Below are 12,738 nucleotides of genomic sequence, written 5' to 3' on the forward strand. Positions count from 1 at the left end.
ACAAGGGGATTTATGCGTTCCACAAGAAATACGGCTACGGCCTGCGCTCGCGCGTCGAAGCGCAGATCTCACGCATCAAGCGATGCATTGGCGCCACCCTGCTGACGCAGAAGATCGCCTCGCAGGAGTGCGAGGGCGTCATCATCGCCAACCTCATCAACCTGTGGAACTCCTTCGGCAGGTCGGTTTGCGTCAAAAATGGATAGGTGCGTCCACAGCAAGGGGACTCGTACCCATCCGAACAAAGCCGGCCTCATGCCGCGGTTGAAGATCGCACGGCGGTTTTCGCGGCAGTCGTAGACGCCATCCAGACTGACGGTTGAGCCCTGCAGGTCCGCACCAATGGCACGCGCCATGGCGGTAAGTTTTGACAGCGCGTCACGCAGCAGGGGCGATTCGTTGCGGTTGCCCGGCGCACTCACGAACGGCGCGATGATGTTGCATTTGCGATCGCAGAAGGCCACCACCTTGTCGCCCTTGAGGTGCTTGTGCCCGCTGTAGCCCAGGTTGTCGCCGCCTTTCTTCGCTGCCGTCGTCGTGCCGTCGCCGTGGATGGTCGAGAGGTCCAGGCGCGGGTCCCGATGCAGTTGATCAACCGAGCCCGCAAAGACCCGGTCGATGCTGCCGTCGGCCTGCCAGCGCCGCATGATCCGGTAGATGCGGGTGTGGTGGATTTCAGGCAGCCCCAGTGCATTCGTTTCGATGGGCAGCATCTTCCACTGGCAACCCATGTACAGCGCCTTCAGGACATAGTTGAACATCTTCTGTAGCGGCAACGTCGGTGGCGGACCGCGCCGGCCCCGGCCCAGATGCGGCAAGATAAATTGCTCGAACTGCTCAACCGTCAATTTCGTGGGAATCGCCTGTCGGCCATGGTTTGCAGCCATTCTCGCATCCGCAAAGCCTTGACTTTAACCGCTCCGGCCTCGCCAACCCCGCAAGCCAGCCCTGATGGGGCTCGCAGACAAATTCGGCCCCTTCGGAAAACCCGCAACCAGTTGCATGCCATTTTCAGAATAACGAAAGGGCTTGGGACAGATTTACAGGACGCCCGCCATTCCGTTTCCGGTTGTGCCAAAATGCCCCCGCCGCTGCGGGTGTAGCTCAATGGTAGAGCAGAAGCCTTCCAAGCTTATGACGAGGGTTCGATTCCCTTCGCCCGCTCCAGCGGAAGTGTGGCCGACCGGTCTAATACACCGGTCTTGAAAACCGGCGAACCGAGAGATTCTGTGAGTTCGAATCTCACTACTTCCGCCACGGGCCTCTAGCTCATGTCTGGTTAGAGCAGTGGACTCATAATCCATTGGTGCCGTGTTCGACTCACGGGAGGCCCACCAGTTTTGTGGTGCGAGCGCGGCGAGGAAGTGCTCGCATACTATCCGCGTAGCAGTTACGACTGCATGAATGCATGGACGAGATTATTGAGCTGATGAACGAGTACAGAGCGATTGCCGACAAGGGGTCGCTGTACGCGCGCGTACTGATGTCCTTCATTGCCGAGCGCGAACAGCGTATGCGTCAGGAGCTGGAGAGGCAGATCGTGGCGACTACCCGGGATCGTGAACACTGCGCGCGGTTGCGAAATTTCGCGAGAATCGCTCCGCTCGAACGTCTCATCGTGTTGTACGAACGGGACCGGCCCGAACGTGGTAGCGTCGCTAAACAGCAGTACGAAGTATGACGTACAGTGAAAGCCTCAATTTTCGCCAGACGATGGATGAAGTGTTGAGGCGCCCTAGGGACCGGAGCCTGTTCGATCTTGAGTGATCGCTTCAACCTGCACTAACGGGAGTAGATCCGGGACGCATGAAGACACACCGCAATGCCCAAAGACTGATCGGGTATCTACGTGAACTAGATCAGCCGGTGACGGTCACGCGCGTGGCCATCGCCGGCGTGATGAACCGGCGAGATGCGTCCGATGCGATGCAATATGGTGTCCGACAGGGCGCGATTGTGCGCATCAAGGTTCCTGGCGCCATTGCGCGCGAGCGGGTTCTATACAGGCTGACAGGGCAGCAACTGCCAGCGCTGAAAAAGGACGAAAGTGCGCCGTCATTCGATGCGTTGCTCGCGGCGTGGGGCATTGCGCGTGTGTCGCTCCAGTTATCCACAGAGGTGTCGACGCGCGTCGTGTTGACTGACTAAGGGGCGAGGCCGGTTCGAGAAGGCGCACGTTGCGGAACCGACTCCTCCGCAGTGACGGATGAAACACGCCGAAAAACACGTCGCCTGTCGAAAGCGATACCGGTATCTCGCAACGAAATGAAGGGAACTGTCCAGGCAGACCTGCATCAAACCCATGAATATTACGTTTTGTAATTATGTCCGGTGCGACGGGCTTGATATCGCAGCTGGACACTCTTGGGTTATACGGGATCGCAAATGCCTTCTTTCTTCGCACCACACACGCTTCAACACGTTACTGCTTTATTTGCCCGACGGCTGGCAGTCCTTAGCCTCATCATTGTGCTTGCGCTGGGAACATTGACGTCGTTCGACGCGCAGGCCAAGCGAGTGGGCGGTGGCCAGAGTGTTGGCCGCCAGTCCCAGATGGCTCCCTCGCAGCCGGCGACGCCCGCCGGCCCTGCTCAGCGCACGCAGCAGGCGCAACCGGCCCAGCAGACCGCTGCGGCTCCTGCAGCCGCACCGGGCAACCGCTGGATGGGACCACTCGCTGGACTTGCCGCTGGTTTGGGGATCGCCGCGTTGCTCTCACACTTCGGGCTCGGTGAAGGATTTGCACAACTGCTGTCGAACGCATTGTTGATCGGGCTGGTGGTCTTCGCTGGTGTTGCCCTGTTCCGGTTCATCGCGCGCAAGCGTCGTCCTGAGCTCGCGTATCCGCAAAGCGCACAAAGCCAGCCTAGCAGCGATTTTTCGCATCCGTCTCAATACACGGCACAATCGGCGCAGCCGTATGCGGCGTTGCCTGTAGCGATGAGCGACAGCCCGGCGGCTAACATACCGGCAGACTTTGACCATGAAAACTTCCTGCGGATGGCAAAAGTATCGTTCGTCCGTTTGCAGGCAGCGTGGGATAAGGGAGATCAGGGCGATCTGTTCGAATTCACGACGCCTGGAATGTTTGCCGAATTGAAGATGGACCTCGAAACACGCGGCGATCAGCCGAATCGAACCGATGTGGTCGAACTCCACGCCGAATTACTGGGCGTTGATGCACGGAGCACCGAACAGGTGTCGAGCGTGCGCTTCTACGGTCTGATCCGCGAAACGGAAAATGTACCCGCCGCGCAGTTTCAGGAGATCTGGAACTTCGTCAGAGCGACGCCGGGCGAGCAAACCTGGCGTCTGGCGGGGATCCAGCAACTCGCAATGGCCCACGGCGACTGATCTGATGCCGTTCGCTGTTCACGGCGTGTCTGCGATGGGTCAGGTGGGATATCGAATCCAGTACTGACATCCCGTCGCCGTTGCATGGGCTAGGTGGTCAACGCTCGCGCACCAAAAAAAGCCCTCCGGGGTGGAGGGCTGAGTTCATATCTGAGGAAGATATGAGGAGACGAAGAGATCACGGAGGATGCATCCAGCATCACTGGTGGTATCCTAGCGCGAGAAAATTAGCTGGCAATGAGCACAAGCAAGGGTGAAAAATGTCGCCATCGCCCTAAGTCCAGGCAGGCAACAAGCCTATGTGGCCAACTCAATATCCAACACGATGGAAAGCCTTGTTGATACGCTCGACGGCGTCGTCATCCCGTTCCACATGCGCCCGCAGCAGCGCGCTGGCGTGAAACTTCACTACGCGGCGCGCCGCGTAGTGTGCGGCGACGCCGGTCTGCGGATTGCGTCCGGGGCGCGGTGACTTGTCGCGCAACCGGAAGACGCCGAATCCGGAAAGCCGTACCGCTTCGCTCATGGGGCGAGGGATTCATTGGACACAACGTCGCTTCCCTGCACCGATGCCCACTATTCATCGAGATCAAAGAGTGCGCGGTCAGCAGGGCGCGCGAGTGCGTCGTTCATCATCTGGCGGAACTCGGCCTCGTCCCATTCTCCGCGCTCGACCCGATGGAGTACGGCTTCACCGACGAGCATCACCTTGCGTTCACGATCGGCGCGGCTCTGCCTGTACGCTTTCCGCCGCTCGCGATCAGCGGCCTTGCGCGCCTCCTTTAGCGCCTTTACTTTTTCATCAGTCGCCGCGAGACGGCTCTTGAGTAGCGTCATGTCTGCTCCGGATCGGGTTGGGCGACCGGTTCTGGCCGCCATACGGTGATCGTGCGGTTGACGGGTACGATGTGACTGTGACCGGGACCAGTTTCAATTCTCACCAAAGCGCCAAGGTGCGTGACGCCGACCACGGTCAGGCGTTGATCAACGGCATTTCCGTACCCAATCGACGCGGCGGCTATTTCATCGCCCGCCACAAGCTCCTTTCCAGCAACTTCCATCTCAGGCATCACCAGTTTTCCCTGTAGGTTGTTTGCGGCCGGGGTTCCGGCCCGTGCCTCATCGTCTAGCGATCGCGAATCCGACGATCGATTTCCTGAAAGATCATGCTTGCAGTTATTCGCTCATGCCGAAACTTCCATGAAGGCAGATGCAATTGGGGCCTGCGATTTATGCTACCGGCCCGTCACGTCTGAACATGAAGCACGTCATCAACTCTCCGCCACCATGCAGCATTTTTTATATTTCTTGCCGCTTCCGCATGGGCAGGGGTCATTGCGGCCGATTTTCGGCCGTGCTTGCATCGGAAGTTTGGCGCGGTGTATCGCACCAAACAGGGCACGCTGCATCCGCTCGAAAGACGGATCAAGTTTGCGTGGCGTGGCCCGTTGTGTCCTGAGGCCCAGTCCGATCTCAACGTCCTCAATATCGCCCTGTATGGAAAGCTCGACGCAGTTGTCAGCGAACGCCGCGCGGATGGTGTCGATCGATTCAACGGCCCGCAGGTCCACCAGGTTGTAGACCAGCGAGGCATTCACGAAAGGATTGTCGCTCCTGAAATTGCCGAGCTGCTTCGTCAAAAGATCCACACATCGCGTCCGGTACGTGGGATGCTGCTCGGCTATCGTCCCGATACTCCGGCACGCACATGATCGCGCATAGATTCCGTTGTTGCGATCGGCAAGATAGCGTTCGAGCGGCGCCAACGTATCAGGCCCAATGGCACTGAAAACCTTGGGAAGCTCCTCGGATACCCAGTCGTCGTCCTCGTCGTCGATCCTCGCCAGCAGGGCAAGAAGTGCCGGAACGGCCTCGGTCGCCTTCAGGTGAGCCAGCATCCGCCACGCGTGGATTGGCGCATACATTTCTGGCGCGGTGTCGGTGTCGGTGTCGGTGTCGGTGTCGGTGTAAAACTGCTGGTCGCGAAGGATTGTGACCAGCAGGCTAACGTGCTCCCGGGTGATTCCCAGATCGCCATAGGGTGATGCCCATGGGAGATCGCGTTCGTTTGCCTGGGGAAACGTTTCGCCCAGCGTCAACAACTGGCTGACGGGAGGCGGGTAGCCATGGTTCATAGGGAATTTCCGGGAATCAACTGCGGATAAAGTTTCATCAGGACGCCATCAAGTTGCTGCCTGATTTGCGCGTCAGGCAGCGGCTGTGCGAACGACACACCGTCTTTCATTCGTTCTCCTTCAGGCGCTCGCTGCGCCGGGCACGTTTGACAGTATCGCGTACCGTATCTTGCTGATGGCCACCGCCGTCCGATCTCGCGACAGGAGTGACCTGTAGCAACGAGGCGGGAACTTTCGGGCGCGAGCCTGTCAGCCTTGACACGTGGCCGGACTCCAGACCCAATACAATCCCGCGCAGCACGGGCTGCTGCAATCCCGGAACGCAGCGCTATAGCGGCATCACCGGTGGATAGAGAACGAAGCTGACGGCTGCAAAAAGCAGGGATCTTTCGACGTAAGCGATTGGCGTTGTTCATTGTTGATCAGTACACCACCCTGAAGGTCGGTGAATCTTCGGGGCGGCTGCGGCGTCGGTCATACAGGCGGGTGGTGGCGATGCTGGCGTGCCCGAGCCATTCCTGCACCTTCGCGATGTCGGCCTCGTGATCGAGCGCGTTGGTGGCCGCCGTCGCGCGCAGGCTGTGCACGCCGAAGCCATCGAGGGTGATGCTCGCGCGTGCCGCGCAGGCGAGGACGATCTTGTAGACGCCATCCGGCGTGAGGGGTTTCCCGGCGTTGCCGCGCGCGCGCTGGAAAATCGGCGCATCCGGGCGATCCCCATGCCCGGCCGCTTCAAGGTACGCGTGCACACGCTCCGCGCTGCCCGGATGGAGCGGCAGATAGCGCGTCTTGCTGCCCTTGCCATGCACGCGCAGATGCGGCACGCCGCGACGCGCATGGATATCCCGGACCTTCAGCCGGCACAGTTCCTCGCGGCGCAGCCCGTGATAGAGCAGCACCGAGAGCATCGCGCGATCGCGCCGGCCCTTGAGCGTCGCGGGGTCAGGCGCGTCGAGCAGACCGCGCGCCTGATGATCCCCCAGCGCGGGTGTCCGGCCTTCGTGGCTGTCAACGCGCGGACGTTTCGCACCCCTGACCGGATTGAAGTCCACCGCGTTCTGTTCACACAGATATTCGAACAGTGACGACAGCGCGGCGAGCCTGCGCCGGATGGTCGCGCCCGCGAGCGCCCGCTCCTCAAGACGCTTGCGCCACGCGAGCACATGCGCGCGCGTCACCAGCCGGAACTCTTCAGGCCGCACGATGCCCGTGAAGGCCATGAAGTCGTGCAGGTCGCCCTGATAGGCCCGGCGGGTGCGCGGATTGTCCAGATTGGCGAACCACTCGGCCTCGGGCGGGACCGTAGCGAGCTGGTGGAACTGCGCGGCCGTCAGGACCCGCTCACGCGCCACGGGCGTGTGAGGCTCAACCCGCGGCTCAACCGGCGGGGTGGACGAGGGACGCACGGTCATGGCTGCGGGCCGGGCTGTTCAGCGCCGTGCGCGCGGATCAGGGCGATCAGGTCGCCGGTGGTGATCTCGATGCGATATTCGCGCTGGACGCCGGGCCGGCGCGCATCGCGGTCAACCAGCAGCACGCTGCGGCCATCAGCGGTGGTTTCGAGGTGCACCGTGCGGCGCACGAGCGCCGAGGCGGAATCGGCCTCCGTGAGCAGCGGCAGCACGATGGGCGGAACGGCGGAAAGATCAGTCATGGGCAACACCGTAATGGAAGGACCGGCTGGTGAGCTCCTGTAAAGTCTCACCCTTGGTGAGTCCCATTTTGCTATTGATAACCTGTCGACGTGGTACACCATCAGGTAGTTTTCCGTCACCACGGCCTCGCGCGTACCGCGCACCCGGCCAACGCGGTACAGCTTCGGATCGGCGGCAATGCGGCCGGTCGTGGCCTGGATATCCGCCGCAAGCCCATCGGCCCCCTGCGGGCTTTGCTCGCGCACGTAATCGAGAATATCAGCAAGGTTGAGCAGCGCTGTCGCGGTCCATTCGACAGTCACCGTCATTTACGGGCCGTCCGCTTCGGCTTCGTGGTTGGCGTGGCCGCCTTGCCTGCGGCCAGCGCACGCAGGCCTGCGGTGTCGCCGGCGCGCAGCAGCGCCGCCACGGCGTCATGCGGCACCTTCACGCTGCCCGGTTCGTCGGCCTCAGCAATCGAGGCGCGGACGGTCTCACGGAACCACCGGTTATAGGCGGCGTCCGCGTGTGCGGCCTTCATCTGTTCGCGCGCCCGCTCGGCCTTGGACTGTTCCGCGCTCGAGCGCGGGGCGACCGGATCGTACTGCGCAGCGTCCACCTCGAAACGCACGATGCCCAGCTCGCGCAGGTACGTGGCCAGGGTCTCGAAATTCGCCCAGGTGCGGACGTTGCCGCGCTGGGTCGCCAGTGCCCGCTCGGTCATGCCGTAGCGGAACAGCACGCCCCAGCCGCCACGCTGGCCGACCACGTGTGCCGCGCGTACCGCGCCCGCCTCAACGAGGCCGGACAGGGTTTTCTGGTCGATGGTCTCGGTGGCCATGTTCATTCCTTCACGAGTTCGGGCCGCCACTCACGCACGACGGCCTCAAACTGCGGACCATAGCCCAGCGTGTCCGGGTAGCTGTTCGCGCGGGACGCGAGACGGAACACCACGCACACGTCCTCCATGATGTCTTCATCGAGCGCCCAGCCCGTGCAGATGTCGTACTTGCCGCAGTTCGCCGGGTTCCACCAGGCCAGCAGGAAATCGGCGACGCGGCGGCTCTGGCCGGTGTCGCCCTGGGCGATTTTCAGCAGGCGTTCGAGTGCCGCTTTTTCGGGTTCAAGCATCTGTTCGGGGCGCATGGTGCCTCGCTATGGGAGCGGGTGACTTTGCCTGGCCCTTTTGACGGGGCAGGGTACAGGATGGAGTCTATCAGGATTCAGGAAAAACAAAATCAGCGTACAGGATTTTGATGCTAGAACTGGACATAACACCGTTTTTTCTCGACAGTTTCGGCTGTTGCGGACCCCATGACGCTTTACTTTTAGAGCACTCTGGAGCGCTATCGGAGTAAATCTCCCTGGAGCCCATGCCATGTCCCTTGACGATTTTGTTGCCGTCCCGATAACAACCGATTTGTATGTCCGCTTGGTACAGCGCTTTCCCGGCGGCGTAAGCACGCTCATTGAAGACGTCGTGACGGATTTTCTGGAACGCACCGCCGATGACGTGCCGATGCCAAGACGTGCCGGTGTACGCTGGGAAGGCCTGTTTCTGCTCAGCGGCACACTCGCCCGCACGCATTACTACGGCGAGGAGAAACGCGCCGAAGTGGTCGGCACCGAGATCATCTGGGAAGGCGAGACCTACCCCTCGTTTGCCAATCTTGCCAATGCGATGCGCGGCGACACCAAAAACAACGCGTGGAAAGTGCTTGAACTCAAGCGCCCGAACGATCCCCACTGGCAGCCAGCCTACCTGCTGCGGCACACAACCTAGCCGACGTTATCGGGTCCGGCTGGCGACCGACATCGCCAGCCGGCGCGGGCGGGTAAACTGAAAACTTCTTCATTCGAGGGCCGGACGGCCCTGCCTTTACGTCGCGAGCAAAAGAGATGGAAGAACCTACGAACCGGCAAAACATGACCGCACAAGATGAGTCTCACGTCAAAGACGATCGGGCAATCATGCGACTGGCTGTTGATCTGGCTGCGAAGTGCGTAAGCGAAGAGAACAGGGTCTCCCCCAAGGTTGCCGCCGTTGTGGTCCGGGACGGGGTTGTTCTGGCCTCGGCGTATCGTGGCGAGCTGAAGGCTGGCGAGCATGCCGAATACACTTTGCTGGAACGGAAGCTGCAAGGTGTGGACCTCGAAGGTGCAACGATCTACACGACGCTTGAGCCATGCACCCACAGGAACCATCCAAAGGTGTCGTGCACCGACCGCGTTATTGACCGGAAACTGAAGCGGGTCGTTATCGGCACACTCGATCCGAACCAGATGATTCGTGGGCTTGGTGAACTGCGCCTGCAAGATGCAGGCATTGAAATCACCCGGTTTGATCCTGACCTCGTACTTGAGCTGCGTGAGCTGAACCAGGAGTTCTCGGCACTGCATCCGGTTCGTGGCATCCAGCGTGACGCAATTCAGACACGCGAACCGTTGCAAGCGGAGGTAGGTCCGAACGGCCATCGTATCGGCTATAACAGCGATGGCGACAAGGTTGAATGGATACCCTCCGATGAGGAAGAAGGGGAGTTCTGGCCGATGATCCTCCGCCGCAACGACGAAGCCATCCTCAGGGAATACAACGACCTTTGGGATAAGGTTTGGTGGAACCGTCACCAGAACTGGATCCACCGACTCGAAAACGGAATCGAGAAGCCCCGGCCTGGACAAGAGGAAATATTGGCAACCGCAAAAGAAGCGGCGAGTCGGATTGAACTCAAGTTCGGGAGAGAAAATCTGGGGTGGGATGATTTCGAGTGGGGTCTGCTGAGCGGCCGCATGTCGGCGCTTAGCTGGGTGCTTGGGGCGGAGTGGGAGGAGTCGCTCGATACGTAGTTGACGGATTCGGAAGCTTCAGCCGCGTTTCACAGTAGACCGCGATGAACGATAAAAAAGGGGGAAAGGCCGAAGCCTTTCCCTCGTGTTGGCTAAAAAGCCAGCTCCCGGCTCAACGGTAACGATACGTTGCCATCTTCGCAGCAGATTGCTCACATTCGCGAGCAGTTTCCTTGCGAACATTCTTGATCGTCAGATCAAGGCGACTCGTGCCGTCAGCATTGATGCCATAAGCACCCGACACCTCGAAAACATCATCGAGTTTCCGGTCATGATGTTTCAGGTATCCACGCAGCTCAGAACCCGGAAACGGCCTCGTCGGAACAATGTGCGCGTAATAACCCAAACCACCTTGACTGGGATCGGTCGTACCAAGCGCAATGTCGAAACCGTCAGGACGGTCATTGACAATCGAGAGCCTGGCCGATGCCGCGATCATGTCATCGTTGATGTTCAGGAAGCCCACCCAGAGCATGACGCCATCGGCGGTCATGTCTTTGTGGATTCTGAACAGGTGTCCCGTAACGTTCGACTTCGCGTTAAACATAGTGGCCTCCAAAAAAAGAAAGCCACTCGGGAGCGTCGATTGACGCTCCCGAGTGGCAGAGCGTCAAATCGACTCGATCGATTGTAGGCCACGAATGCGACAGTCGCACGCACAATGGCACCGGCCGCCGGCCGGGACGGCTCGAATGCGGGCGTTCCCCGGCTCGCCGGGTCGGGCTTTCGCGCTGCGCGTCGAGCCTCGTTCCGAGTCTCGCCCCTACGGGCATCAATCCCTAACGCAACCACCTGGTCAGGTGCGGCCGAACGGCCGCACATAGGCGCTCGCCGCGCGGCGTTCCTCTCGGCTCCGGTATGCGCCTGTGGCCGTTTCCCCTGATTCGCCGCCCAATCACGCGACCATAGCCAACCCGCTACGTCCATCAAGGGCCGCGCGCAGAGCGCGCTGAAATCCTCGCCCGTTCCTGCTCGCTTCGCTGCGCGGGCTGCGGCCTCCGGTTTCACCCTTGACAGCCGAAGCGGGTCGGCTAAATCCATCGCGGGGCGGCGAACTCAGGGAAAACGGCGGCAAGGCAATCACCACTCACAGCCTTGCTGAACCCGTCACGCAGGGGACGGGAATCTTGGGAGCCGGTCAGCAGTAAAAGCGAACCAATTTTCGATGGAGGTCGAAATGCCCGCACTTCGGTTAAATCATTGGTTGGTAGTCCTTATGAATGCGTACATGGAATACACGTACACGCCATGGAATGACCGCAACGTGTATCGCCGCACCGTTGATTACCGCCATGTCGTTTGGTGTTAAGCGCAGCAGCCCACCCAAGGCGGGCGAGCGCGCCCGCCGCACCTGACAGGAGCAAGACGACGAACAAGTACGAAGCGAAGCAGGAAGCCCGCCGCGCCCGCCTGGCCGCCCGTGCAGCGCACGCGCATTCGGCAGCAACGATGCAGTACACCCGCGCTAAAACGATGGCTTCGGTTATTCCGTTCGGTCAGCCCATCTTGACGGGGCACCACTCCGAGGGCCGCGACCGCCGCTATCGAGCGCGTGTACACGCCACGTTTGGCCGCGCCTTCGAACTCCACGACACGGCGAACGCGCTCGACCGGCGCGCGGAGGCAGTCGGCAAGGGCGGCGTATCCGGCGACGACCCGGAAGCCATTCCGAAGCTCACGGCCAAGCTGGCCGAGCTGGAGGCACGGCACGAGAAGATGAAGCGCACGAACGCCCTGATTCGTCGCGAGGATCGCGCAGGGCTTGAGCGCATGGGGTACACGGCGGCGGCGATCGACGCGCTTTTCCGGCCTGACTTCGCCGGTCGTGTTGGCTTCGCTTCGTATGAAATCACCAACAGCGGCGCGAATATCCGCCGCGTGCGCGACCGCATCGAGGCACTGAAGAAGATCGCAGAGCGCACCGACCGCGAGGAAGAAGGCCACGGCTACACGTACCGCGAGGACACGGAAGATAACCGCGCCGTGTTCCTGTTCGACGCCAAGGCCGCCAAAGACGTGCGCGACCTGATGAAGCGCAACGGCTTTGTGTTCAGCCCGACGCGCTCGCCAGTCGGCCAGTCGGCCTATGTGCGCAAGCTCACGGCCAACGCCATCAACACCGCGAAATGGCTCCGCCCGCAGCTCGACAAGCTGCTGACTGGCGAGTAATCGCCGCGCCTAACCGGATCGAGGAAAGCGATGGATACGAAGCAGATGAAGAAGGCCAAGGACGTGCCGCCTAACGCCGTGTTTGCCGTGGTCTCTAACCCGGCAACCATTTTTGAGCGCATCGAGGGTTACGCCCAAACGATGCGGGGCGCGCTCGAAGAACAGAGCTGTCACGACGAACCGACCGACATCATGAAAGTCGTGCGAACGCTGGAAGGAACCTACCTCACCACGGAGTTTTGACCGAAGGAAAGCCGGCCCGCTACGGCGGGCCGCAACCGACAGGACGAAGCCATGCAGATGCATTTGATCTTTTCCGACGAGGCCGACGCGCTCGGCTTTGTTCGGATGGGGGTATTGCAAAGAGGGCGCGACTTGCGTAGAAGTGCGTGATGATGAATAAAGCGTGTTCAGATAATGCCATACAAGGTCAGACAGAAACAAGGCGAACCGCGCAAATGGGAGACGGCCGGGTACCGGGTCACGAACGCTCACGCGTATAACCAGAGCCTGAAAAAGCGCGGGATGATCAGCCTGTATGTTCCGCACGGCGACCTGAAGGCGCAGTTCATCAACACGATCACGCGTACCCGTGGCGT

At 60.7% G+C, this 12,738-nt stretch carries 18 protein-coding genes and 3 tRNA genes; 11 read left to right on the forward strand and 10 right to left on the reverse strand.

The window, feature by feature from the left end; translation table 11 throughout:
* Window positions 1–68 precede the first annotated feature (68 nt).
* On the reverse strand, window positions 69–887 hold the full coding sequence (locus M3I54_RS42020; protein ID WP_254346132.1) for a transposase: 819 nt from the start codon (window positions 885–887) through the stop codon (window positions 69–71).
* Between the two features lie 206 nt (window positions 888–1,093).
* On the opposite strand from M3I54_RS42020, the gene M3I54_RS42025 reads away from it, so the two are divergent.
* The 6 genes from M3I54_RS42025 (at window position 1,094) to M3I54_RS42050 (ending at window position 3,354) form a co-directional block, all read left to right on the forward strand.
* A tRNA-Gly gene (locus M3I54_RS42025) sits at window positions 1,094–1,167 on the forward strand.
* Between the two features lie 2 nt (window positions 1,168–1,169).
* Window positions 1,170–1,257 (forward strand) — tRNA-Ser (locus tag M3I54_RS42030).
* Between the two features lies 1 nt (window position 1,258).
* Window positions 1,259–1,337: transfer RNA gene (locus M3I54_RS42035), tRNA-Ile, on the forward strand.
* A 71-nt stretch (window positions 1,338–1,408) separates the two neighbouring features.
* Entirely contained in the window at window positions 1,409–1,681 is a 273-nt protein-coding gene (locus M3I54_RS42040; protein ID WP_254346134.1) for a hypothetical protein, read from the forward strand.
* A gap of 200 nt (window positions 1,682–1,881) precedes the next feature.
* Window positions 1,882–2,148: a hypothetical protein gene (locus tag M3I54_RS42045; RefSeq protein WP_254346136.1), complete on the forward strand. Its 267-nt coding sequence runs from the start codon at window positions 1,882–1,884 to the stop codon at window positions 2,146–2,148.
* Between the two features lie 237 nt (window positions 2,149–2,385).
* Window positions 2,386–3,354 carry a Tim44 domain-containing protein gene (locus tag M3I54_RS42050; RefSeq protein ID WP_254346138.1) on the forward strand — a complete coding sequence of 323 codons (969 nt, stop codon included), beginning with the start codon at window positions 2,386–2,388 and terminating at the stop codon, window positions 3,352–3,354.
* 310 nt (window positions 3,355–3,664) lie between these two features.
* On the opposite strand, the gene M3I54_RS42055 is transcribed toward M3I54_RS42050, so the two are convergent.
* The 8 genes from M3I54_RS42055 to M3I54_RS42095 all read right to left on the reverse strand — a co-directional run bounded on the left by M3I54_RS42055 (window position 3,665) and on the right by M3I54_RS42095 (window position 8,269).
* A complete protein-coding gene (locus M3I54_RS42055) occupies window positions 3,665–3,880 on the reverse strand; it encodes an HU family DNA-binding protein (protein ID WP_375542313.1) in 216 nt (71 codons plus the stop codon).
* A gap of 50 nt (window positions 3,881–3,930) precedes the next feature.
* Window positions 3,931–4,191 (reverse strand): hypothetical protein, encoded by a 261-nt coding sequence (locus M3I54_RS42060; protein ID WP_254346140.1) that lies wholly within the window; start codon window positions 4,189–4,191, stop codon window positions 3,931–3,933.
* Window positions 4,188–4,424 carry a hypothetical protein gene (locus M3I54_RS42065; protein WP_254346141.1) on the reverse strand — a complete coding sequence of 79 codons (237 nt, stop codon included), beginning with the start codon at window positions 4,422–4,424 and terminating at the stop codon, window positions 4,188–4,190. Before M3I54_RS42065 ends, M3I54_RS42060 begins: the two co-directional genes overlap by 4 nt.
* A 201-nt stretch (window positions 4,425–4,625) precedes the next feature.
* Window positions 4,626–5,489 (reverse strand): DUF1186 domain-containing protein, encoded by an 864-nt coding sequence (locus M3I54_RS42070; protein WP_254346143.1) that lies wholly within the window; start codon window positions 5,487–5,489, stop codon window positions 4,626–4,628.
* A 422-nt stretch (window positions 5,490–5,911) separates the two neighbouring features.
* A complete protein-coding gene (locus M3I54_RS42075) occupies window positions 5,912–6,901 on the reverse strand; it encodes a tyrosine-type recombinase/integrase (protein ID WP_254346145.1) in 990 nt (329 codons plus the stop codon).
* The gene (locus tag M3I54_RS45590; protein ID WP_375542314.1) at window positions 6,898–7,452 is read right to left on the reverse strand and encodes a type II toxin-antitoxin system RelE/ParE family toxin; all 555 of its coding nucleotides are present in this window, start codon (window positions 7,450–7,452) and stop codon (window positions 6,898–6,900) included. The genes M3I54_RS42075 and M3I54_RS45590 overlap by 4 nt, the downstream gene beginning before the upstream one ends.
* On the reverse strand, window positions 7,449–7,964 hold the full coding sequence (locus M3I54_RS42090) for a hypothetical protein (protein WP_254346147.1): 516 nt from the start codon (window positions 7,962–7,964) through the stop codon (window positions 7,449–7,451). Before M3I54_RS42090 ends, M3I54_RS45590 begins: the two co-directional genes overlap by 4 nt.
* A gap of 2 nt (window positions 7,965–7,966) precedes the next feature.
* Entirely contained in the window at window positions 7,967–8,269 is a 303-nt protein-coding gene (locus tag M3I54_RS42095) for a hypothetical protein (RefSeq protein ID WP_254346149.1), read from the reverse strand.
* Window positions 8,270–8,501: 232 nt separating this feature from the next.
* Here M3I54_RS42095 and M3I54_RS42100 point away from each other — a divergent pair, with 232 nt between their 5' ends.
* A complete protein-coding gene (locus M3I54_RS42100) occupies window positions 8,502–8,906 on the forward strand; it encodes a hypothetical protein (protein WP_254346151.1) in 405 nt (134 codons plus the stop codon).
* A gap of 116 nt (window positions 8,907–9,022) precedes the next feature.
* On the forward strand, window positions 9,023–9,970 hold the full coding sequence (locus M3I54_RS42105) for a deaminase (protein WP_254346152.1): 948 nt from the start codon (window positions 9,023–9,025) through the stop codon (window positions 9,968–9,970).
* A 112-nt stretch (window positions 9,971–10,082) separates the two neighbouring features.
* On the opposite strand, the gene M3I54_RS42110 is transcribed toward M3I54_RS42105, so the two are convergent.
* Window positions 10,083–10,517 (reverse strand): hypothetical protein, encoded by a 435-nt coding sequence (locus M3I54_RS42110; RefSeq protein ID WP_254346154.1) that lies wholly within the window; start codon window positions 10,515–10,517, stop codon window positions 10,083–10,085.
* Window positions 10,518–11,272: 755 nt separating this feature from the next.
* Between M3I54_RS42110 and M3I54_RS42115 the strand changes: the two genes are divergently transcribed.
* From M3I54_RS42115 to M3I54_RS42125, 3 genes are all read left to right on the forward strand, one after another.
* The gene (locus M3I54_RS42115; protein WP_309249684.1) at window positions 11,273–12,139 is read left to right on the forward strand and encodes a DUF3560 domain-containing protein; all 867 of its coding nucleotides are present in this window, start codon (window positions 11,273–11,275) and stop codon (window positions 12,137–12,139) included.
* 30 nt (window positions 12,140–12,169) lie between these two features.
* Window positions 12,170–12,382 (forward strand): hypothetical protein, encoded by a 213-nt coding sequence (locus tag M3I54_RS42120; RefSeq protein ID WP_254346156.1) that lies wholly within the window; start codon window positions 12,170–12,172, stop codon window positions 12,380–12,382.
* Window positions 12,383–12,556: 174 nt separating this feature from the next.
* A partial coding sequence (locus M3I54_RS42125) for a hypothetical protein (protein WP_254345402.1) occupies window positions 12,557–12,738 on the forward strand: 182 nt, incomplete at its 3' end.

The sequence above is a fragment of the Paraburkholderia sp. CNPSo 3274 genome, assembly GCF_024206475.1.
Taxonomy (GTDB): domain Bacteria; phylum Pseudomonadota; class Gammaproteobacteria; order Burkholderiales; family Burkholderiaceae; genus Paraburkholderia.

Bases quoted from the DNA above. Each gene is read 5' to 3' on its own strand.
- M3I54_RS42020 (WP_254346132.1), bottom strand. From the start codon at position 887: ATGGCTGCAAACCATGGCCGACAGGCGATTCCCACGAAATTGACGGTT.
- M3I54_RS42040 (WP_254346134.1), top strand. From the start codon at position 1,409: ATGGACGAGATTATTGAGCTGATGAACGAGTACAGAGCGATTGCCGAC.
- M3I54_RS42050 (WP_254346138.1), top strand. From the start codon at position 2,386: ATGCCTTCTTTCTTCGCACCACACACGCTTCAACACGTTACTGCTTTA.
- M3I54_RS42055 (WP_375542313.1), bottom strand. From the start codon at position 3,880: ATGAGCGAAGCGGTACGGCTTTCCGGATTCGGCGTCTTCCGGTTGCGC.
- M3I54_RS42060 (WP_254346140.1), bottom strand. From the start codon at position 4,191: ATGACGCTACTCAAGAGCCGTCTCGCGGCGACTGATGAAAAAGTAAAG.
- M3I54_RS42065 (WP_254346141.1), bottom strand. From the start codon at position 4,424: ATGCCTGAGATGGAAGTTGCTGGAAAGGAGCTTGTGGCGGGCGATGAA.
- M3I54_RS42070 (WP_254346143.1), bottom strand. From the start codon at position 5,489: ATGAACCATGGCTACCCGCCTCCCGTCAGCCAGTTGTTGACGCTGGGC.
- M3I54_RS42075 (WP_254346145.1), bottom strand. From the start codon at position 6,901: ATGACCGTGCGTCCCTCGTCCACCCCGCCGGTTGAGCCGCGGGTTGAG.
- M3I54_RS45590 (WP_375542314.1), bottom strand. From the start codon at position 7,452: ATGACGGTGACTGTCGAATGGACCGCGACAGCGCTGCTCAACCTTGCT.
- M3I54_RS42090 (WP_254346147.1), bottom strand. From the start codon at position 7,964: ATGGCCACCGAGACCATCGACCAGAAAACCCTGTCCGGCCTCGTTGAG.
- M3I54_RS42095 (WP_254346149.1), bottom strand. From the start codon at position 8,269: ATGCGCCCCGAACAGATGCTTGAACCCGAAAAAGCGGCACTCGAACGC.
- M3I54_RS42100 (WP_254346151.1), top strand. From the start codon at position 8,502: ATGTCCCTTGACGATTTTGTTGCCGTCCCGATAACAACCGATTTGTAT.
- M3I54_RS42105 (WP_254346152.1), top strand. From the start codon at position 9,023: ATGGAAGAACCTACGAACCGGCAAAACATGACCGCACAAGATGAGTCT.
- M3I54_RS42110 (WP_254346154.1), bottom strand. From the start codon at position 10,517: ATGTTTAACGCGAAGTCGAACGTTACGGGACACCTGTTCAGAATCCAC.
- M3I54_RS42120 (WP_254346156.1), top strand. From the start codon at position 12,170: ATGGATACGAAGCAGATGAAGAAGGCCAAGGACGTGCCGCCTAACGCC.